Origin of the sequence: Crossiella sp. S99.2 (assembly GCF_023094165.1) — a bacterium.
Taxonomy (GTDB): Bacteria; Actinomycetota; Actinomycetes; order Mycobacteriales; family Pseudonocardiaceae; genus Crossiella.
In genome coordinates, this window is the sequence record NZ_JALMDK010000002.1 from 548,841 (window position 1) to 568,751 (window position 19,911).

17 protein-coding genes are annotated in these 19,911 nt (G+C 71.1%); 7 read left to right on the forward strand and 10 right to left on the reverse strand.

What is annotated here, in order from left to right:
• Window positions 1-99: 99 nt before the first annotated feature.
• Together MZC64_RS09085 and MZC64_RS09090 are read left to right on the forward strand one after the other, a co-directional pair.
• Window positions 100-1,491 carry an APC family permease gene (locus MZC64_RS09085; RefSeq protein WP_247761586.1) on the forward strand — a complete coding sequence of 464 codons (1,392 nt, stop codon included), beginning with the start codon at window positions 100-102 and terminating at the stop codon, window positions 1,489-1,491.
• A 22-nt stretch (window positions 1,492-1,513) separates the two neighbouring features.
• Window positions 1,514-2,419 carry an aldose 1-epimerase family protein gene (locus MZC64_RS09090; RefSeq protein WP_247761587.1) on the forward strand — a complete coding sequence of 302 codons (906 nt, stop codon included), beginning with the start codon at window positions 1,514-1,516 and terminating at the stop codon, window positions 2,417-2,419.
• Here the strand turns inward: MZC64_RS09090 and MZC64_RS09095 are convergent.
• On the reverse strand, window positions 2,403-3,215 hold the full coding sequence (locus MZC64_RS09095) for an alpha/beta fold hydrolase (RefSeq protein ID WP_247761588.1): 813 nt from the start codon (window positions 3,213-3,215) through the stop codon (window positions 2,403-2,405). The genes MZC64_RS09090 and MZC64_RS09095 overlap by 17 nt on opposite strands.
• 94 nt (window positions 3,216-3,309) lie before the next feature.
• Here MZC64_RS09095 and MZC64_RS09100 point away from each other — a divergent pair, with 94 nt between their 5' ends.
• The 5 genes from MZC64_RS09100 to MZC64_RS09120 all read left to right on the forward strand — a co-directional run bounded on the left by MZC64_RS09100 (window position 3,310) and on the right by MZC64_RS09120 (window position 9,607).
• On the forward strand, window positions 3,310-4,176 hold the full coding sequence (locus MZC64_RS09100; RefSeq protein WP_247761589.1) for a class I SAM-dependent methyltransferase: 867 nt from the start codon (window positions 3,310-3,312) through the stop codon (window positions 4,174-4,176).
• Window positions 4,177-4,230: 54 nt separating this feature from the next.
• Window positions 4,231-5,451, forward strand: coding sequence for an amidohydrolase (locus MZC64_RS09105; protein ID WP_247761590.1), 1,221 nt, complete (start codon window positions 4,231-4,233; stop codon window positions 5,449-5,451).
• Window positions 5,448-6,383 carry a carbohydrate kinase gene (locus tag MZC64_RS09110; RefSeq protein ID WP_247761591.1) on the forward strand — a complete coding sequence of 312 codons (936 nt, stop codon included), beginning with the start codon at window positions 5,448-5,450 and terminating at the stop codon, window positions 6,381-6,383. Before MZC64_RS09105 ends, MZC64_RS09110 begins: the two co-directional genes overlap by 4 nt.
• A 485-nt stretch (window positions 6,384-6,868) precedes the next feature.
• Window positions 6,869-8,191, forward strand: coding sequence for a citrate synthase (locus MZC64_RS09115; protein ID WP_247761592.1), 1,323 nt, complete (start codon window positions 6,869-6,871; stop codon window positions 8,189-8,191).
• A gap of 81 nt (window positions 8,192-8,272) precedes the next feature.
• A complete protein-coding gene (locus MZC64_RS09120) occupies window positions 8,273-9,607 on the forward strand; it encodes a deoxyribodipyrimidine photo-lyase (RefSeq protein ID WP_247761593.1) in 1,335 nt (444 codons plus the stop codon).
• On the opposite strand, the gene MZC64_RS09125 is transcribed toward MZC64_RS09120, so the two are convergent.
• The 9 genes from MZC64_RS09125 to MZC64_RS09165 form a co-directional block, all read right to left on the reverse strand.
• Complete coding sequence (locus MZC64_RS09125; protein ID WP_247761674.1) at window positions 9,604-10,965, reverse strand: alpha/beta fold hydrolase; 1,362 nt, start codon at window positions 10,963-10,965, stop codon at window positions 9,604-9,606. The two genes, MZC64_RS09120 and MZC64_RS09125, sit on opposite strands and share 4 nt — an antisense overlap.
• Window positions 10,966-11,161: 196 nt before the next feature.
• Window positions 11,162-12,370: an ABC transporter permease gene (locus MZC64_RS09130; RefSeq protein WP_247761594.1), complete on the reverse strand. Its 1,209-nt coding sequence runs from the start codon at window positions 12,368-12,370 to the stop codon at window positions 11,162-11,164.
• Complete coding sequence (locus tag MZC64_RS09135) at window positions 12,367-13,278, reverse strand: ATP-binding cassette domain-containing protein (RefSeq protein WP_247761595.1); 912 nt, start codon at window positions 13,276-13,278, stop codon at window positions 12,367-12,369. The genes MZC64_RS09130 and MZC64_RS09135 overlap by 4 nt, the downstream gene beginning before the upstream one ends.
• Before the next feature lie 136 nt (window positions 13,279-13,414).
• A complete protein-coding gene (locus MZC64_RS09140; RefSeq protein ID WP_247761596.1) occupies window positions 13,415-15,223 on the reverse strand; it encodes a class I SAM-dependent methyltransferase in 1,809 nt (602 codons plus the stop codon).
• Window positions 15,220-16,395: a nucleotide disphospho-sugar-binding domain-containing protein gene (locus MZC64_RS09145; protein ID WP_247761597.1), complete on the reverse strand. Its 1,176-nt coding sequence runs from the start codon at window positions 16,393-16,395 to the stop codon at window positions 15,220-15,222. Before MZC64_RS09145 ends, MZC64_RS09140 begins: the two co-directional genes overlap by 4 nt.
• The gene (locus MZC64_RS09150; RefSeq protein ID WP_247761598.1) at window positions 16,392-17,156 is read right to left on the reverse strand and encodes an alpha/beta fold hydrolase; all 765 of its coding nucleotides are present in this window, start codon (window positions 17,154-17,156) and stop codon (window positions 16,392-16,394) included. The genes MZC64_RS09145 and MZC64_RS09150 overlap by 4 nt, the downstream gene beginning before the upstream one ends.
• Window positions 17,153-17,473: an acyl carrier protein gene (locus tag MZC64_RS09155; RefSeq protein ID WP_247761599.1), complete on the reverse strand. Its 321-nt coding sequence runs from the start codon at window positions 17,471-17,473 to the stop codon at window positions 17,153-17,155. The genes MZC64_RS09150 and MZC64_RS09155 overlap by 4 nt, the downstream gene beginning before the upstream one ends.
• Before the next feature lie 222 nt (window positions 17,474-17,695).
• On the reverse strand, window positions 17,696-19,255 hold the full coding sequence (locus MZC64_RS09160; RefSeq protein WP_247761675.1) for a glycerol-3-phosphate dehydrogenase/oxidase: 1,560 nt from the start codon (window positions 19,253-19,255) through the stop codon (window positions 17,696-17,698).
• 26 nt (window positions 19,256-19,281) lie between these two features.
• Entirely contained in the window at window positions 19,282-19,899 is a 618-nt protein-coding gene (locus MZC64_RS09165) for a TetR/AcrR family transcriptional regulator (RefSeq protein ID WP_247761600.1), read from the reverse strand.
• Window positions 19,900-19,911: the final 12 nt, after the last annotated feature.

Genomic DNA, 19,911 nt, shown 5'->3' on the forward strand with positions numbered 1-19,911 from the left:
AGCACATTCGGCCCAGCAGGGTGACGATTTGGTGTACCTAGTTCGAAACACGGTCGGGTGGCTCCCAGCACTCGCTGTGACCAGGCACACTTTTTGGTTATGGCGAGCGAAGCGAAAGCCCAGGGGGCTCCCGACACGAACGCCGGTCAGCCCGAGCTGAAGCGGGCCATCGGGTCGAAGCTGCTGCTGTTCTTCGTGATCGGCGACATCCTCGGCACCGGTGTGTACGCGCTGACCGGGACGGTGGCAGGCAAGGTCGGCGGGGCGCTGTGGGTGCCCTTCCTGCTGGCCTTCGTGGTGGCCTTCCTGACCGCGTTCAGTTACCTGGAACTGGTCGGCAAGTACCCGAAGGCCGCGGGCGCGGCGCTGTACACCAACCGCGCCTTCCGGATGCCGTTCCTGACCTTCATGGTGGCCTTCGCGGTGATGTGCTCCGGCATCACCTCGGCCTCCTCGGCGGCGGTGGCCTTCGGCGGCACCTACCTCAAGGCGTTCGTGGAGACCCCCGGCCCGTGGGTGGCCATCGGGTTCCTCGCGCTGCTCGCCTTCATCAACTTCCGCGGTGTCGGCGAGTCGGTCAAGGCCAACGTGGTGCTCACCATCATCGAGCTGTCCGGCCTGCTGATCGTGATCGGCATCGGCGTCTACGCGGTGTACAACGGGATGGGCGAGCCGTCCCGGCTGATCGAGTTCAACACCGCCGACCAGAGCACGCTGATCGCGATCACCTCGGCCACCTCGCTGGCCTTCTTCGCCATGGTCGGGTTCGAGGACTCGGTGAACATGGCCGAGGAGTGCAAGGACCCGGTGCGGATCTTCCCGCGCTCGATGCTGATGGGCATGGGCATCGCGGGCTCGGTCTACCTGCTGGTCGCGATCACCTCCTCGCTGCTGGTGCCCGCTGGCGACCTCGCGGCGGCCAAGAGCAGCGCGTTGCTGAAGGTGGTCCAGATCGGCGCACCGGCCTTCCCGCTGGCGCTGTTCGCCTTCATCGGCATGTTCGCGGTGGCCAACTCGGCGCTGATCAACATGCTGATGGCCAGCAGGCTCGTCTACGGCATGGCCAACGAGCGGATCATCCCGATGCCCTTCGGCAAGGTGCACCAGACCCGGCGCACCCCGTGGATCGCGATCCTGTTCACCAGCATCATCGCGGTGATCCTGGTGTCCACCCTGGACATCAGCATCCTGGGCGGCACCACCGCGCTGCTACTGCTGATCGTGTTCACCATCGTCAACGTGGCCTGCCTGGTGCTGCGCAAGGAGAAGGCCGGGCACAAGCACTTCAGGGCGCCCACCATCGTGCCCATCCTGGGCGCGGTGACCTGCGCTTACCTGGCGCTGCCGTTCTCCGGACGGCCGTGGGACGACTACAAACTGGCCGGCATCCTGCTCGGCGTCGGCCTGCTGCTGTGGTTCGTCAACTGGCTGTTCGTCCGCCGGAACAACGGCAAGATCACCTTCGACGCCGCCAACCTCGGCAAGAACTAGAGCCCGTGTTTGACTGCTCGCCGTGACGGTGAATGGCGAGCAGTACGAGATCACCGACGGCCCGGTCCGGGCGGTGATCAACGAGGTGGGGGCGGCGCCGCGGATCCTGGAGATCGGCGGCCTGCCCTACCTGGAAACCTATCCCGATGAGCACACTCCGCCGATGGGTTGCGGCGCGGTCCTGGTGCCCTGGCCCAACCGGGTGGGCGGCGGGCGCTGGACCCACGCGGGACAGACCCAGCAGCTCGCGCTGACCGAACCGGCCCGCGGCAACGCCAGCCACGGCCTGCTCCGGTACACCTCCTGGCAGCCGGAAGCCCGCTCCGCCGCGGAGATCACCCTGGGCGCGGACGTCAACGTGCAGCCCGGCTGGCCGGTCCGGCTGCGCGCCACGGTGACCTACCGGGTGCACGCCGAGGGCCTGACCGTCACGCACACGGTGGCCAACCGCGGGCACCGGGAGATCCCGTTCGGCGTGGGCGCGCACCCGTACCCGCGGGCGGCCGCGGCCGCCACCGACGACTGCACCCTGGAACTGGCCGCCACCACCGCGGTCGAACTGGACCCCGAGCGCAAGATCCCCACCGGCGCGCCGGCCCCGATCGCCGGCACCGACCTGGACTTCCGCACCGCCCGCCCACTGCGCGGCGTCGAGCTGGACACCGCCTTCGGCGGCTGCCTGCCCGGCGCGGACGGCCTGGTGCACCACGTGCTGCGCGGCCCCGGCGGCGGCGTGGAGCTGTGGGCGGACCCGGTGTTCTCCTGGGTGCAGGTCTACACCCCCGACGGCTTCCCGGACCGGGGCCGGGCGGTGGCCATCGAGCCGATGACCTGCCCGCCGGACGCGCTGAACAACGGCCTGGACCTGATCACCCTCGAACCAGGGCAGACCTGGTCGGGGAGCTGGGGGATCAGAGCAGTCGGTTGATCTCCGCGGCCACCAGTTCCGGTTGCTGCACCGGGACCAGGTGGTCAGACCCTTCGGCGAGGACGTGCCTGCCGTGCGGGAGTCCGGCGGCGAAGTCCCGGTGCGCGCGGATCAGCAGCGGCCGGAACTTCTTCTCCACCGGCCCCGTGCGGCCCGCCGAGATCACCGTGGTCGGCACCTGCGGCGGGCGCAGCGGCGGCAGCTCGGCCAGGCCGCTGGGCAGCGCGCGCACCTCGGTGGCCGCGGTGCGCAGGAAGCCGGGGCTCAGCTCCTCGGCGGTGATCTCCTTGGCCGCCGCGGGCGGGAAATCCCGGTGCAGTCGTCCGGCCAGCAACGCTTTCAACAGGCCGGTGCGGGCCAGCAGCGCACCGGCCCGGTAGCCAAGGCTGACCAGCCGGAAGTGCCGATCCTGGTGGTAGTGCGGCAGTTCCTCCTGCACCTGGTCCACCAGCACCAGCCCGGCGACCAGCTCCGGCCGCAGGTGCGCGAGGTGCCGGACGACCACCCCGCCCAGGCTGTGCCCGACCAGCACCGCGCGCTGGATCCCTTCGGCGGCAAGGAGATCGAGCAGATCGGCGGTCATCCTGGCCACCGTGCGCCCGCCGGGATCGGGCTCGCTGCGGCCCAGCCCGGCCCGGTCGTAGACCAGGGTGGCCGCCTGGACCAGTGGTTCCACCAGGGTCCAGCTGCCGCGGTTGGCGCCGATACCGGACTCGAAGACCACCACCGGTTCGCCCGCACCACGGCGGATCCGGTGCAGCAGACGGCCATCGCGGGTGCGCGGGTGCTCGGTCATCGCCGCGCAGGGTGGCATGCCCGAGCGGATGAACCCCGGCAACACGCCGCCCGTCGCCTTGGCCGCCCCGCCCGGCCGCTGTTTCACTACCCGAATGGCCCAAATCCAGGTGCAGCTGGGCGATGTCCAGGAAACCCTGCTCGCCACCCTGTACGCCCGCGCGGTCGAGACCGGCAAGAAACGGGGCCTGCTGCGCGATGAGACCGCGGCCCGGATGGTGTCCCGGATCGACTACGACTTCACCCGCTTCGGCCGCTCGCCGATGCTGCTCGGTTCGGTGCTGCGCACGCTGATCCTGGACGAATGGGTGCGCGAGTTCATCGACGCGCACCCCGGCGGCACCGTGATCGAGATCGGCGCCGGCCTGAACACCAGGTTCGAGCGACTGGACAACGGACGGGTGCACTGGGTCGACCTGGACCTGCCGGACGCGATGGCCCTGCGCCGCCGGTTCTTCACCGAATGCGACCGGCGCAAGCTGCTCGGCGCCTCGGTGCTGGCCGAGGACTGGCCGGATGCCGTCCGCGAGCTGCCCGGACCGTACTTCTTCGTGGCCGAGGGCGTGCTGCTGTATTTCCCGCCCGCCCAGGTCCGGCTCGCCCTGTCCGGACTGGCCCGGCACTTCCCCGGCGCCGGCCTGGCCTTCGACACCGCGGGGCGCTGGCTGGTGGACAACCAGGACGCGCCGGTGTTCGAGAAGACCGTGAACGCCAGCTTCCGCTGGGGCTGCGACAACCCGGCCGAGATCGCCGGCTGGGGCCTCGGCCTGGCCCACCGCGAGTCCCGCACCCTGCTCCAGCTGCCCAAACGGCTGGCCCGCTCGCTGCCGCCGCAGACCCGCGCCACCCTCGGCGTGGTGCGCGCCGCGCTGCGCAGCCGGGCCCGCGGCTACCAGGTCAGCCTGTTCGATCTGGAACCGCAGGTGCCCGAACCGACCGCACCGGGTGACCGGATCACCTGACCGAACCGGACAAGACCCTTCGGCCCAGCCGCATACTCCGTTAGCGTTCCCGCCGTGGACATCGCGATCACCGGTGGATATGTGGTGCCCGTCGAGGGCGAGCCGATCGACGGCGGAACGGTGCTGATCAGCGACGGCAAGATCGTCGCGGTCGGCACCCAGGACGCTGTGGAGGTGCCAGAGGACGCGCAGGTCGTGGACGCGGCGGGCACCTGGGTGCTGCCCGGGTTCGTCGAGGGCCACGCGCACGTCGGCATCCACGAGGAGGCCGAGGGCTGGGCAGGCCAGGACACCAACGAGATGACCGACCCCAACGGCGCCCGGCTGCGCGCGATCGACGCGATCAACCCGGCCGACACCGGCTTCGCCGACGCGCTCTCCGGCGGGGTCACCACCGCGGTGGTGAAACCCGGCTCGGGCAACCCGATCGGCGGCCAGACCGTGGCGCTGAAGTGCTGGGGCCGGACCGTGGACGAGATGGTCGTGGTCAACCCGGCCAGCGTGAAAAGCGCCCTCGGCGAGAACCCCAAGCGGGTCTACGGCGACCAGAAGAAGCTGCCGTCCACCCGGATGGGCGTGGCCGCGGTCATCCGGGACACCTTCGTCAAGGCCCAGGACTACAAGGCCCGGCGTGAGCACGCCGCTGCCGAGAACAAGCCGTTCGACCGGGACCCCACGCTGGAGATTCTGGTCCGGGTGCTTGACCGGGAACTGCCCTGGGCCCAGCACAGCCACCGCGCCGACGACATCGCCACCGCGCTGCGACTGGCCGAGGAATTCGGCTACCGGCTCATCGTCAACCACGGCACCGAGGCGCACCTGATCGCCGACCTGCTGGCCGACCGGGACATCCCGGTGATCATCGGCCCGCTGTTCACCGCCCGGTCCAAAGTGGAGCTGCGCCAGCGCTCGCTGCGCAACCCGGGCCTGCTGGCCAAGGCGGGCGTGCAGATCGCGCTGACCACCGACCACCCGGTGGTGCCCGTCCACTTCCTGGTGCACCAGGCCACCCTGGCGGTCAAGGAGGGCCTGGACGCGCGCACCGCGCTGCGCTCCATCACGGTCAACCCGGCCAGGATGCTCGGCCTGGAAGACCGGATCGGCTCGCTCAAACCCGGCGCGGACGCCGACATCGTGCTGTGGTCCGGCGACCCGCTGGACGTGATGAGCCGCGCGCTGCGGGTCTTCGTGGACGGCCGCGAGGTCTACACCTTCGACGAGCACCGCGGCGAGGGCGTCGTGCTCAGCCCCTACCAGCGAGGAGCCCGTTCGTGATCATCGTCGGCGGTGAGGCCCTGGTCGACCTGGTCCCCGATCCGTCCACAATGGACGGTGAGCTGGGGCCGTTGCTGCCGCGGCTGGGCGGTGGGCCGTACAACGTGGCCGTGGCGCTGGGCCGCCTGGACGTGCCGACCGGGTTCGTGTCTCGCCTGTCCACCGACCAGTTCGGCGACGCGCTGCTGGACCGGCTGATCACCGCGGGCGTGCACGTCGGCGGCGTGCAGCGCGGCGCGGAACCCACCACGCTGGCCGTGGTCGGCCTGGCCGCGGACGGCTCGGCCCGCTACTCCTTCCATACCGAGGGCACCGCGGACCGCCTGGTCACCGACCCCGGCCCACTGGACTCCCGGGCCACTGCACTGGCCCTGGGCACCCTCTCGCTGGTGCTGGAGCCCGGCGCGAGCGTGTACGAGCAGATGATGCGGCGGGAGGCCCAGCGCGGCCTGTTCGTCTCGCTGGACCCCAACATCCGGGCCGGGCTCATCCCGGACGCCGATGCCTACCGGGCCCGGTTCCGTGGCTGGCTGCCGCACGTCACCCTGCTCAAGCTGTCCGTGGAGGACGCCGCCTGGCTGGCCGACGGCGACCCGGCAGCCGCGGTCGCGGACTGGCTCACCGCCGGTCCGGCCGCGGTCGTGCTCACCAGCGGCGGCGAGGGCCTGACCGTGCGCACCGCCGAGGGCCGGACCGTGCGCGCGGCGGCGACCGCGGTGGACGTGGTGGACACCATCGGCGCCGGCGACACCGTGCACGCGGCCACCCTCGGCTGGCTGTCCCAGCAGGGCGCGCTGTCCCGGCAGGCGCTGCTCGCGCTGACCGAGCAGCAGTGGCGGCAGGCACTGGAATTCGCCGGCCGGGCCGCCGCGCTGACCTGTTCCAGGGCCGGGGCCGAGCCGCCGTATGCGGCCGAACTCCAAGCTCGCTAATAGGTCGGATTTTCCCTGGGAAATATCGGATTCCGGTGTGTTCCGGCCCACCGGACCGATATTTCTCCGTGCTGGATCAAGGTCGATCAAGAATCACCGTGGGTGGCCGAACGGCCCTGCGTGGCCAACTGGTCCAGTCCACTGAGTGACCCCGGTTACTAGCGGGTACTCCACTACCCGCTTGCGATCTTGATCGATACATCTGGCACTGTAGTGGACGTCACGTACCCCGCTGGCCTGCGGGGATCTGGTCTTGATCGATCGGATTCCCTAGGTTGGACCCCACCGGTTCCACTCAGGTAACCGGACGGGCGTTATGTGATACCTGTCCCAGATGAGCCGCAAGGCCACTCACGCGGCTGCGCTGGGATGTAACGCCCACTAGCGTGACCACTGACAGGACCCCAACGAGGCGGTTGCTGCGGTTGGTGGCAAACCCACCCCGCGCGCGTGAAGCGCCTCGCCTTAGCGTGAGAGGGACTCGCATGCCCGACGCGACGACCGCGCCAGATTCGACGGTGAAACCAGCCAACGTCGCGCTACGTTATGAGGGCGGGGAGCATCAGATGCCGGTGGTCTCGGCCACCGACGGCGCGCCCGGCTTCGAGCTTGGCAAACTGCTCTCCACGACCGGGATGGTCACCCTCGACCCCGGTTTCGTGAACACCGCCTCCTGCGCCTCGGAGATCACCTACATCGACGGTGACGCGGGCATCCTGCGCTACCGCGGCTATCCGATCGAGCAGCTTGCCGCGCGCTCAAGCTTCGTCGAGGTCAGCTACCTGCTGATCTACGGCGAGCTGCCCACCCAGACGCAGCTCGACGAGTTCACCGGCAAGATCAGCAGGCACACCCTGCTGCACGAGGACCTGAAGCGCTTCTTCGACGGCTTCCCGCGCGACGCGCACCCGATGCCGGTGCTGTCCTCCGCGGTGTCCGCGCTGTCCACCTTCTACCAGGACAGCCTGAACCCGTTCGACGACGAGCAGGTGGACATCACCACGATCCGGCTGCTGGCCAAGCTGCCGACCATCGCGGCGTACGCCTACAAGAAGTCGGTCGGCCAGCCCTTCCTCTACCCGGACAACTCCCTCGGCCTGGTGGAGAACTTCCTGCGGATGACCTTCGGGCTGCCCGCGGAGCCCTACGAGGTCGACCCGGCGCTGGCCCGCGCCCTCGACCTGCTGCTCATCCTGCACGCCGACCACGAGCAGAACTGCTCCACCGCGACCGTGCGGCTGGTGGGCTCCTCGGAGGCCAACCTGTTCGCCAGCGTCTCGGCCGGCATCAACGCGCTGTTCGGCCCGCTGCACGGCGGCGCCAACCAGGCCGTGCTGGAGATGCTGAACAAGATCCACGCGGACGGGGGTGACGTCGACTCGTTCGTGAAGAAGGTCAAGAACAAGGAGGACGGCGTCCGCCTGATGGGCTTCGGCCACCGGGTCTACAAGAACTACGACCCGCGCGCGGCGATCATCAAGAAGACCGCGGACGACGTGCTGGGCAAGCTGGGTGTGCAGGACCCGCTGCTGGACATCGCGCTCAAGCTGGAGGAGTACGCGCTCAGCGACGACTACTTCGTCGAGCGCAAGCTGTACCCGAACGTCGACTTCTACACCGGCCTGATCTACAAGGCCATGGGCTTCCCGACCCGCATGTTCACCGTGCTGTTCGCGCTGGGCAGGCTGCCTGGGTGGATCGCGCAGTGGCAGGAAATGATCAAGGACCCCGCTCGTAAGATCGGCCGTCCGCGCCAGGTCTACATCGGCGCTGGCGAACGCGACTACGCGCCGATCACCGCCCGCTGATCGCCTGACCCCACAGAAGCGGCCCCGGTTCGCATCCCCTGCGGATGTGCCGGGGCTGTTTGCTGTGGGTACCTTCCCGGCATGACGGCTGTGCTGTGGTTCCGGCGGGACCTGCGACTCGGCGACCACGCGGCCCTGCTGGCCCTGGCCCAGCGGTCCCCGGCCGCGCTCGCGGTGTTCGTGCTCGACGACGCCCTGCTCCGCCCGTCCGGGCCGGTGCGCCGGAACTTCCTCTACCGGAGCCTGCACGCGCTGGACGAGCAGCTCGACGGCCGCCTGCTGGTGCTGCGCGGCGATCCGGCCGCGGAGATCCCCAGGATCGCGGCGGCGGTCGGCGCGGGCAGCGTGCACGTGTCCGCGGACACCGGGCCGTACGGCCGGGTCCGGGACGAGCGGGTTGAGAAAGCCTTGGCGGACAAGGGGATCGAGTTCGTCCGCACTGGTTCGCCGTACGCGGTGACGCCCGGCCGGGTGCGCAAGGGCGACGGCACCCCGTTCAAGGTCTTCACCCCCTTCCGTCGCGCCTGGACCACCCACGGCTGGCGGGCGCCCGCGGCCACGGATGTGTCCACAGTGGACTGGATCGCACCTGAGGGCGGCGTGCCGATCCCCACGGAGGAGGACCTCGGCGGGATCGTGTTGCCACCGGCGGGGGAGCGGGCCGCGCTGGCCGCTTGGGAGTCCTTTGTGGACGAACGGGTGACCAGGTACGCGGAACGGCGGGACCGGCCCGACATCGACGGCACCAGCCGGATCTCGGCCTACCTGCGCTGGGGCCAGCTGCACCCGCGCACCCTGCTCGCCGAACTGGCCGGGCGGGAAGGTGAAGGCGCGGAGACCTACCGCAGCGAGCTGGCCTGGCGGGAGTTCTACGCCGATGTGCTCTGGCACCGCCCGGACACCGCCCGCGGCAACTACGACCGCCGCTTCGACCGTATCGAGCACAACACCGACGAAGACCTGTTCACCGCCTGGCGGCTGGGCCGGACCGGCTTCCCGATCGTGGACGCGGGCATGCGCCAGCTACTGGCCGAGGGCTGGATGCACAACCGGGTCCGCATGATCACCGCCAGCTTCCTGGTGAAGGACCTCCATCAGCCGTGGTGGCGCGGGGCCCGGCACTTCATGCGGCACCTGGTGGACGGCGACCTGGCCTCCAACCAGCACGGCTGGCAGTGGACCGCGGGCTGCGGCACCGACGCGGCCCCGTACTTCCGGGTGTTCAACCCGGTCACCCAGGGCGAACGCTTCGACCCGGCCGGGGACTACGTGCGCCGGTACGTGCCCGAACTCCGTGGTGTGCCAGGGAAACGGGTGCACCAGCCCGGCGAGGTGCCCGGCTACCCGGCGCCGATCGTGGACCACGCCGAGGAACGCGAGGTCGCGCTGGCCAGGTACGCGGCCACCAGGGACTAGGCGCCGGGGCAGGACCCCGAGCTGGTGCGGCCGGTGCGGAAGAACTCCACCGCCCTGGCCGCGCAGGGCAGTCCGGACAGCGAACCGTGGTGGTCGTCCTCGACGGTGAGCACCGCGCCGCCGATCCGTTCCCGCATCAGCCCGGTCCACTCGTACGGGGTGACCGGCTCGAACCGGTGCCCGACCAGTTGCAGCGGACTGTTCCCCGGCGTGAACTCCCAGGGCCGCACCGGCAGCTCCCAGCCCGCGCAGGTGCCGTCCCAGAAGCCGGGGGCGCCCACGATCGGATACTTCTGGATCCGTTCCTGGCGCAGCCGATAGGTCGTCTCGAAGTCGCGGGCGCTGGTCGAGGCGTTGCACAGCACCGCGGTCTGCTGGAAGGAGTTGCCGCCATTGGGCGTGGTGTCCCAGCCGGAGCGCTCCGCCCCGCCGCCCTCGCGCAGCGCGGCCAGCGCCGCGGCCGCCCGCGGCCAGTCCCGGCGCGGCCCGGCCAGGTGCTGCTGCGCCTGCTCGCCGTGCTTGTCCCGCAACTGCTTCAGCGCCGCCAGCACCGCGGCCTGGGTGCGGCCGAAGCGGTACTCGCGGTCGCGCTGGGCCAGCCAGCCGGCGAAGTCGTGCACGGACCGCTCGCCCACGGCCACCTGCCCATCGTCCATTGTGGACAGACTCAGGGTCGGGGTCATCACCGAGTCCAGCAGCATCCGGTCCACGTGCCGGTCGAACTGGCTGCGGTAACTCGCGCCCAGCGCGGTGCCCCAGGACACCCCGTAGAAGCCGATCTTCCGCTCGCCCAGGGCGATCCGGATCCGGTCCACGTCCCTGGCGATGTTCTCGGTGGTCAGGTTGCGCACGAACTCGGTGTCCAGCCCGACGCACCGCCGGTTCACCCTGGCGGTGCGCTCGAAGACGAACCGGGCCTTCTCCTTGTCGGACAAGGACGGCGGCGGTTCGGCGGTGTCACCCGGTTCGCGCGGGCAGGGCACATCCGCGCTGTACTGCACGCCGCGCGGGTCGAAGCCGATCAGGTCGTGCTCCCGGCCGATCCCGGCCGCCTTGCTCTCGCTGATCAGCCCCGGCTGGGTGATCCCGGCATGCCCAGGACCGCCAGGGTTGAACACCACCACACCCCGGCGGCGGGCCGGATCGGTGGCCTTCACCCGGGAGACCGCGATGCCGATGCGCCGCCCGTCCGGCCGCGCGTAGTCCACCGGCACGGTCACCATGGCACACTCGGTGCGCAGGTCCTCCGGCGACCAGTCCTTGGCGATGTCCTTGCACAGCCGCCAGTCCAGGCCAGGTTCCGCCACCGCGGCCGGGGCCGTGCCGAGCACAGTGGCCACCGCCAGCAACGAGATCATCAACCGCACAACCGACACCTTGTCGATCATGCCAGCCGCCCACATCGGCCGATCGGCCACCAGACCCGTTCCACACCCCACCGGCGTGTTGGCCGTTGTCGTACCTAGTCTTGGCCGAACTGGTACGCCAACCGGCCAACACACCGTCCACAACGGCCAACACACCGTACGAAAACGGCCAACACGGTGGGGTGCTTCAGGCTGACTTGAGGGCGTCTCGCAGTTTGACCCGGCCGCCGGTGCGCAGGACCGCGCTGGAGTAGATCCGCCCGGCCAGCCGGATGAAGGCGAACAGCCCGGCCACCGTGAGCACCACCGACACCGCGATCTCCCAGCCCGGCGCCACGCCCATCGCGATCCGCGCGGGCATGATGATCGGCGCGAACGGCGGGATCATGGACAGCACTTCGAGCAGCACGCTGTCCGGGCTGCGCGGCAGCATCAGGAAGGTCAGCACCGCGGGCAGCACCGCGGCCATCATCACCGGCTGCACCACCGAGCCGACCTCCTCCTGCCGGGCGACCAGCGCGGCCGAGGCGGCGAAGAGGGTGCCGAAGGTGAAGAACCCGGCCAGGTACCACAGCACCCCGGTCACCAGGGTGCCGGTGATCTGCCCGCCGGGCAGGGTGAGCTGGCCGGTGCCGGTGGCCGCGGTCAGCGCCACCGCGGTGATCACGCTCATCTGCAACAGGCCGGCCAGGCCGATCCCGGCGACCTTGCCCGCCAGCAACTGCCACGGCCGCACCGTGGACAGCAGCAGTTCGACCACCCGGCTGGACTTCTCCTCCACCACGCCCTGCGCCACCGCCATGCCGAAGATCATCAGCGACATGTAGAGCAGCGCGGTGAGGCCGATCGCGATGCCCAGCCGCTGGCCGCGTTCCGGATCCTCCGGCTCGATCTTGTCCACCTGCACCCTGGCCTCGGCCAGCGTCCGGCGCACCTGCGCCGGGTCCAGCACGGCCTGGGCCTGGGCCAGCTGGGCGTCCAGGGCCTGCTGCCGGACCACCTCGTCCAGGCTGCCGCGCACCGCGTCGTTGAGGTTGCTCTTCACCAGCACCCGCAGCGACCCGGGCGCGCCGCTGACCAGCACGTCGATCGCGCCGTCCTTGAGCTGCCGCTCGCCGTCGGCTGCGTCCGGCACCTCGATGGTGTCCACCTGCTCGCCGAAGCCCTTGGCGGTGGCCTTGAGCTGCTCGGCCACCGCGCTGGCCTGACCGGTCAGACCGACCGTGCTCTTGGAGTTGGACTGGCTGATGAAGTAGATGAGGCCGACGTAGGCGCCGATCAGCGCGATGATCACCAGGGTGCTGATCACGAAGGACTTGGAGCGCACCCGGGTGTTCAGCTCGCGGCGGGCCACCAGCCACACCGCGCGGGCCGGGGTCAGGGGGCTGCTGCTCATGCCGGGGATCCCTCGGTGACGACGTTGCGGAACAGTTCGGTCAGCGTGGGGCGGTGCGGGCTGAACTCACGCACCTCGCCGGTGCGCACCGCCGCGGCCAGCACGCTCTGGCTGTCCGTGCCGGGCGCCAGCTCGATCAGGAACCGGGACCCGTCCACGCTCAGCTCGGTGACCCCTGGCAGCTCGCGGGCCCAGTCCGCCGGCGCGTAGGGCAGGTCGAGCAGGTAGCGCTCGCTGCCGCCGGTGCGCAGCTCGGCCACCTTGCCGTTGACCACCATCTGTCCACTTCGGATGATCCCGACCCGGTCGCAGAGCCGCTCCACCAGGTCGAGCTGGTGGCTGGAGAACATCACCGGCACCCCGGCCGCGCACTTCTCCCGCAGCACTTGGCTCATCACGTCCACCGCCACCGGGTCCAGCCCGGAGAACGGCTCGTCCAGCACCAGCACCTCGGGATCGTGCACCAGCGCCGCGGCCAGCTGCACCCGCTGCTGGTTGCCCAGACTGAGCTTCTGGACCTCCTCGTCCCGCCGCTGCGCCAGCCCCAGCCGCTCGGTCCACTCCTCGGCCGCCTTGCGCGCGCCCTTGGCGGAAAGCCCGTGCAGTTCGGCCAGGTAGACCAGCTGCTCCAGCACCTTCATCTTCGGGTACAGGCCGCGTTCCTCCGGCATGTAGCCGATGTTGCGCCGGGTCTCGAAGTCCACCGGGCGCCCGTTCCAGCGCACCTGTCCGGAATCGGCGGCCAGCACACCCAGCGCGATGCGCATGGTGGTGGTCTTGCCCGCGCCGTTACTGCCGACGAAGCCGAACAGCTCACCGGCCCCGATCGAGAAGGTCATCTCCCGCAGGGCGACTACCTCGCCATAGCGCTTGGAGACCCGATCGATCTCCAGCACTGCCTCAGCCACGGCGTTGTCCTCTCGGTTGTCCACTTCGCGCCCTCGGCGCGGGTGCCGGTGTCCACTATCTCCCAGCCAGCCGATAATCGAGCTGATTCCGGGCCGTCGTGAGCAGCCTGACACCCCGCGCCGGGAAACGCAGCGGCTAACCGGCCCGCTGGGCAAGCACCCGGTAGGCGTTGCCGCCGTTGCCGCGCTTGATCACCTGGTGCGCCAGCTTGTCGGTCAGCCAGCTCAGCACCAGCAGCGGCGCGCCGGCCAGCATGATCACCCGGTACCGGGCCCGCCGCCACCAGGTCGCCGGTGCCGGCCGCCAGGGCTGGTTCGGGTTGCGGGCCAGCCGGTTCAGGCCCAGCGCGAGCGCCATGGTGAGGTCCATCGACTGGTCCGCGCGGCCGCGATCCTGGGCCACCACGGCGAAACCGCGTTCGGTCAGCGCGCGCACCAGGTTCTCCCTGGGGATCATGTGCTGGTGCTGCGGCGGGAACCAGGGCATCCAGTAGGTGCGCAGCAGCCGCCCGTAGCGGGAGGCCGGGTTGGGCACCTCGATGAGCAGGAAACCCCCGGCGGACAACACCTTCGCCGCCGCGTCCAGCTCCTCGAAGGGCTCCCTGGTGTGCTCCAGGTAGTGGAACATGCTGAGCACGTCGTAGCGCCCGGCGAGTTCGGCGGCCAGCTCCGGGAACTGACCGCGGTAGCCGCGGTCCACCCAGCCGCGCCGGGCCGCCTCCTCGATGCCCGCGCCCAGGTCCAGGCCGTCGAAGGCGGTCTCCGGCCAGACCTCGCGGGCCAGGTTGGCGAAGTGCCCGTGTCCGCCGCCCACGTCCAGCCAGGTCTTCGGGGTGGTGAACGGGGCCAGCATCTCGGCCCGCCGCCGGTACACCGCGGGACCCGAGGAGAACGCGGTCTCCGCGGTGCGCGCGCCCTCGCCGTCGTAACAGTCGCGGTAGTAGAAGTCGAGGCCGGCCAGGTTCAGCCGGGGGTTCTGGAACACGTGCCCGCAGCCCGCGCAGCGTTCCAGGGTGAACCGGCCGGGCTTGTTCAGCACCAGGTCGGCGCAGCGCACGTGCGGGGACAACTGGTCCGATCCGCACCACGGGCAGTCAGGGCGACGGGACTCGAAGAAGCGTTCGGTGCCCTGGGCGAGTTCGGCGGCGTAGGCGGCGCGCAGGTCGGCCACCCGGTCGCCACGGGTCCTGGTGCGCCACAACGCGGCCAGCGTGCGGGCCCAGTTCGCCGGATCGCGCAGCAGCCGCAGCGCGACCTGCCGGTGCAGGTCGGCCGGGCGGATCGGGCTGCTCGCGAAGACCAGGTAGGGCTGCAGGCTGAACAGCGCGAGCGCGCCCAGGCCCAGGATCGGTTGTGCGACAACGGAGGTGAGCAGCGCGGCGTAGCAGACCAGCGGTGGCAGCACGGCGCGGAACATCCCGCGTTCGGCGCGCAGCCGCGCCGCGCGCTGGGCCGGGGACTCCGGCAGCCCGCCGAGTCCGGGTGCGACCGCGAAATCCGTTGCGGTGCAGGCCAATCGCTTCAGCCGGGCGGTGAGTCCGGCGGTGGTCACGGTGTCCGGGTCCGCGGTCAGTTCCTCGCGTTCGGCCACCCGCGGCGCGACCAGCAGCGCGTGCCCGGCCCCGCCCGCCACGGCCAGCCGGTTGGCCAGGAAGTCCTTGCCCAGCCCCGCGCGGGCCAGGTCCAGGGCCCGGGGCACCCCGAGATCACCCGGGATCAGGTCCAGCACGGCCAGGCCCTGCCGCCGCGCCCAGTCCTCGGCCGCGGCCCTGGTCCGCTCCGGTAGCACGGCGCCCTCGGCCACCACGAACTGGAACCGGCCGTGCGGGCCGGGTTCCTCATCGTCGAGCACAGGCAGCCAGCCAAGCTGTCCGCGCAACCGGAAACCGTTGAGCACCAAGGCGATCATCGTGATCACCGGCAGCCAGCCCAGCATCGAACTCATGTCAGCATCTCCACCTGGTCGGCCGCCGCCGCGGTGCCACCGGCGTCGGCGAAGGACGCCCGGATACGTTCGGCCGCCGCTCGGTACCCAGGGAAGGTCAGCACATCCAGGATCGACTCCCGCAGCTCGGCCGGTCCGACCCGGCCGAACCGCACCCGGCGTCCCGCCCCCGCTGCCACCACCTGGTTGGCGATGGTCGGCTGGTCGTCGCGGATCGGTGCGACCACCAGTGGCAGGCCATGCGCGAGTGACTCGCACACCGTGTTGTGCCCGCCATGGCATACCACCGCGTCGGTCCTGGCCAACACCTCCAGTTGGGGCACGAACTCCCGCACCAGCACATGGGCCGGAAGTTCTCCAAACAACTTCGGGGGCGCGGCGATGGTGACCTGCAATCGGGAGCCCAGCGGCTCGACCGCGGCGAGCACCGCGTTGAGGAAGCGGGCCCCGTTCTCCCGGTCCACCGTGCCCAGGGTGACCAGCAGGTGCTGCCGCCGCCCGTCCAGCCAGTGCCACGGGTAGTCCACGGTGCCGGCCCGGAAACCGATCGAGGGGCCGACGAAGGCGTAGTGGTCGGGGAACTCGTGTTGCGCGCCGACCAGGCAGCGGGTGGTGTAGGCGAGCACCAGGTGCTCGGAGAAGCGCAGATCCCCGCGTTCGGCCACGGCCAGCGGCACCCGGTGCGCGCGTTGCAGCCCGTCCAGCTGTTCGCGCACCCAGGCGCCGAACTTGGGCACGGTGGCGAACGGGTCGGTCAGTTCCGCGGAGGTGGTGGCCGAGGTGATCCAGGGCAGCCCGTGCCGCCGGGCGACCACGCCACCGGCCAGCGCCTGCTGGTCCACCACCAGCAGGTCGGGGCCGAACCGGCCGACCGCCTGGGTCACCCCGGGCAGGCTGGACTCGGCGAGCGGGATCAGGAAGTCCCGCCAGAGGAACTGGAAGGCGGCCGGCCCGCGTAAGCCGTGCGAGCGGGCGACCACCTCGGTCAGCCAGTCATCCGGCCCGCGCTGCACCGGGATGAGCCGGTCCGGGTCGGGCAGCAGCGGGGCGATCACCTCGCGGTGCCCGACCCAGGCGACCTCGTGCCCGCGCGCGGCCAGCTCGTGGCCCAGCGCCACCGTGGGCAGGGTGTGCCCGGCCAGCGGCGGCACCACGAACAGCACCCTGCTCACCGCAACCACCTGGCCAGCACTTCCCTGACCAGGCCGGTCGCCCTGGTCAGCAGCATGTGCGACTGCTCGGGCAGGATCTCCAGCTCCAGCTGCGGCAGGTATTTCTGCAACACGCTGACCTCCGGCAGCAGCTCGGACTCGGACCCGTAGACGGCCAGCACCGGCATGCTCACCGTGGCGTAGCGCTCCGGGCTGAACGGCTCCTGCCCACCCATGTCCGAGACCATGCTGGTGTGCCCGATGAGCTGCTCGACCTGGTTGACCGTCCGGTCCCACTTGCGGCCGGTCATGTGCGTGAAGTTGTGGTCGAAGGCCCCGGCGGCGGCGTCGGTGAGGGTGTCGGCCATCCGCTCGCCCCAGCCCGGGGTGGGCACCAGGGACTCGATCAGCATGATCTTCTCCACCCGGTCCGGGCAGTGCGCGGCGAAGGCCAGCGCGAGCAGGCCGCCGTAGCTGTTGCCGACCAGCCGGACCGGGCGGTGCTCGCCGAGGGCGTCCAGCAGCGCGTGCAGGTCGGTGACCGAATCGTCCAGGGTGTAGCCGGTCGGCGGCCGTTCGCTGCGGCCGTGGCCGCGCAGGTCATAGCAGAGGGTGCGCGCGCCGGCGGTGGCCGCGGGGGTGGCGAGGGTGAGGTAGAGACCGGAGAGGTTGTCCACGACCAGGCCGTGCAGGAAGACCACCAGCGGGGCGTCGGGGCGAGTCTCCGGCGTGGCCAGGGGCTGGACGTGGAAGGTGAGGTTGTTCGCCCTGACCTCGGTCATGGGGCGGCCCCGCGCTCGCCTGCCAGGCAGTCGGCGAGGTAGCGGACCAGGTGGCCGACGGTCAGCCCGACGGTCTCGGCCACGTCCTTGTCGGCCAGGAAGGCGGCGAAGTTGACCCGGCTGCCGTAGTGCTCGCGCAGCTTGGCCGAGAGCGCGACGAACTCGATGCTCTCCAGCTCCAGGTCCTCGTTGAACGAGGTGTCCATCTCGATCTCGATGCTCTGCGCGTACTCCTGGCCGATCACGGCCGTGAGCAGCTCGGTCACCGTGGCGAGCACCTGCTGCTCCACCGCGGGCGCCAGATCTGCGTAATTCATCGCGTTTCACTCCTGTCACGGTGGCTGCGAACACCGGTGATGACGGGACACCGCGGACGTGGGCCGCAGGGGGCCGTCCTTTGTGGAGGGTCCAAGGCGGTGCTTTCCCCAAGGTGACAGGATTCAAGCCGGAAATGCTTGTCGTTGCGGCGAAAACGCCGCCAAGACAACCCGTTTGAATGACGCCGCAAGCAAATTACCGGCGGCGGCTACGCTGTGTCGTCAGAGTCCCTCGTGTGCCCTGCGCACCAGCTCGGTGACGGAGTCCAAGGCCCGCAAGCGATCCGCGGGCACCAGGCCGATCCGGCTGCGCCGGTCCAGCACGTCGTCGGCGTCCAGCGCGCCCTCGTGCCGCACCGCCCACACCACCTCGGCCGCGGTGACCCCGAGTCCGTCGGCGACCTCGGCGCCCAGTCTGGGGTCGAGCTGGGCCAATGCGGACAGTCGCACGGCTTCCGCGCCATAGCGGGCAACCAGCCGCGGCGCAGCCTCCATTGTGGACAGATATTCGGCTGGCGCGGCGCCGACCAGCGGGACCTGGGTGCTGCGCGAGGGGCCCGCGGTCAGGCCACGGCGGGTGATCGCGGCGTCCACCGCGTCCGCGGCCATTTTCCGGTAGGTGGTGAGTTTGCCGCCCACCACCGTGGTAACTCCGTCCGGCGAAGTGAGCACGGCGTGTTTGCGGGAGAGGTCCGCGGTGCGGCCACGAGTACCCGGAAGATCGATCAAGGGGCGCAGACCGGCGAACGCGCCGAGCACATCGGCCGGGCCGAGCCGCCGGGCCAGCACGGTGTTGGCCACGTCCAGCAGGAAGTCCACATCGGCCTGCGGGACCTCGGGCACCTCCGGCACCGGGCCGTCCATGGGTTCGTCGGTGAGGCCGAGGTAGACCCGGCCGTCGAGCTGGGGCAGCAGCAGCGCGAACCGGTTGCGCTCGCCGGGCACCGGCACGGTCAGCGAGGTGCCGCCGATGCCCACCGTGCCCGCGTCCAGCACCAGGTGGGAGCCCCGGGAGGGCCGCAGCCGGACCCCGGGGACCAGGCGGTCGGCCCACACCCCGGTGGCGTTGACGACGGCCTTGGCCCGGATGGTGACGGTCGCGCCGGTGAGCCCGTCCACGATCTCGCCGCCCGAACCGTCCAGGCTGAGCGCCTTGGCCCTGGTGATGATCCGGGCGCCGAATCCGGCCGCGGTGCGGGCCAGCGCGACCACCAGGCGCACGTCGTCGACCAGCTGGCCGTCGTAGGAGAGCAGGCCGCCGCGCAGTCCGCTCACCCGCAGGCCGCCGGCCAGCGCCAGTGCCTCGGCGGCCGGTACCCGGCGGGGCGGCGGCAGCAGGGCTCCTGGCGTGCCCGCGGTGCGTCGCAGCAGGTCACCGGCACGCAGTCCGGTCATCAGCACGGTCTCGTTGCCGCGGCTGACCCCGGCGCCGCGGGCATTGCGGTGCAGCGGGATGAGCTGGGGCAGGGTGCGCACCAGGTGCGGGGCGGTGCGGGTCATCAGCAGGCCGCGTTCGACCGCGCTCTCCCTGGCCAGGGCCACATCGCCCTTGGCCAGGTAGCGCAGGCCGCCGTGCACCAGCTTGCTGGAGAACCGGGAGGTGCCGAAGGCCAGGTCGTGCGCCTCGACCAGGGCCACGGACAAGCCGCGGGCGGCCGCGTCCAGGGCGACCCCGGCGCCGGTGACGCCGCCGCCGACCACGAGCAGGTCGACCTGGTGCCCGGCGGCGAGCCAGGCCAGGTCACCGGCCCGCCGGGTGGCGTTGAGCGAGGTCGCGCGCAGGGATCCGGCGGGCAGCGTGGGCACGGTCATGGGCGCAGCACCGCGTCCAGGCCGTGCCGCAGCTCGGCCAGCAGACCGGTCTCGTCCGGTTCGGCCACGGCCAGGCGTAGCGAGAACACCACCGACTGCACCATCAGGAACAGCAGCCGGCACTGCGCGGCCACGTCGCCTGGCCGCACCGAGCCGTCCGCGTGCCCGGCGAGGACCTGTTCGCGCAGGAACTGCTCGGCCAGCCGCTGGGTGCTGCCCACCCGTTGCACCAGGTAGGGCAGCAGCAGTTCGGGGTCGACCTCCAGGATGGTGCGCATCAGCGGGTTCACCGCGACCGCGTGCCCGGCGGCCACCGCCCCGGCGACCAGCCGGGCCCGTGCGTTGGGCTCCGCGGCGGCCTCGGCGGCGACCGCGCTGAGCAGGCCGCGGAACTCGCGGGTGAGCAGCGCGGCGACCAGGCTGGTGACGTCGGGGAAGCGCCGGTACAGGGTCATCCGGCTCACCCTGGCCCGCCGGGCGACCTCGGTGAGCGTGGTGCGGCGCACGCCGACGGCCAGCACGCAGTCCTTGGCCGCGGCGAGCAGGACCTCGTCCTCCACCCGCTGGCCGCGGACCACCGGTGGCGCTTCGGAGGTGTGACACTCGGACCCCATGTGTCACACTGT

Excerpts from the sequence above, each read along its gene's own strand:
- MZC64_RS09120 (WP_247761593.1), top strand. The coding sequence starts at position 8,273 with ATGACGGCTGTGCTGTGGTTCCGGCGGGACCTGCGACTCGGCGACCAC.
- MZC64_RS09085 (WP_247761586.1), top strand. The coding sequence starts at position 100 with ATGGCGAGCGAAGCGAAAGCCCAGGGGGCTCCCGACACGAACGCCGGT.
- MZC64_RS09140 (WP_247761596.1), bottom strand. The coding sequence starts at position 15,223 with ATGAGTTCGATGCTGGGCTGGCTGCCGGTGATCACGATGATCGCCTTG.
- MZC64_RS09125 (WP_247761674.1), bottom strand. The coding sequence starts at position 10,965 with ATGATCTCGTTGCTGGCGGTGGCCACTGTGCTCGGCACGGCCCCGGCC.
- MZC64_RS09155 (WP_247761599.1), bottom strand. The coding sequence starts at position 17,473 with ATGAATTACGCAGATCTGGCGCCCGCGGTGGAGCAGCAGGTGCTCGCC.
- MZC64_RS09095 (WP_247761588.1), bottom strand. The coding sequence starts at position 3,215 with ATGACCGAGCACCCGCGCACCCGCGATGGCCGTCTGCTGCACCGGATC.
- MZC64_RS09150 (WP_247761598.1), bottom strand. The coding sequence starts at position 17,156 with ATGACCGAGGTCAGGGCGAACAACCTCACCTTCCACGTCCAGCCCCTG.
- MZC64_RS09115 (WP_247761592.1), top strand. The coding sequence starts at position 6,869 with ATGCCCGACGCGACGACCGCGCCAGATTCGACGGTGAAACCAGCCAAC.
- MZC64_RS09130 (WP_247761594.1), bottom strand. The coding sequence starts at position 12,370 with ATGAGCAGCAGCCCCCTGACCCCGGCCCGCGCGGTGTGGCTGGTGGCC.
- MZC64_RS09165 (WP_247761600.1), bottom strand. The coding sequence starts at position 19,899 with ATGGGGTCCGAGTGTCACACCTCCGAAGCGCCACCGGTGGTCCGCGGC.
- MZC64_RS09100 (WP_247761589.1), top strand. The coding sequence starts at position 3,310 with ATGGCCCAAATCCAGGTGCAGCTGGGCGATGTCCAGGAAACCCTGCTC.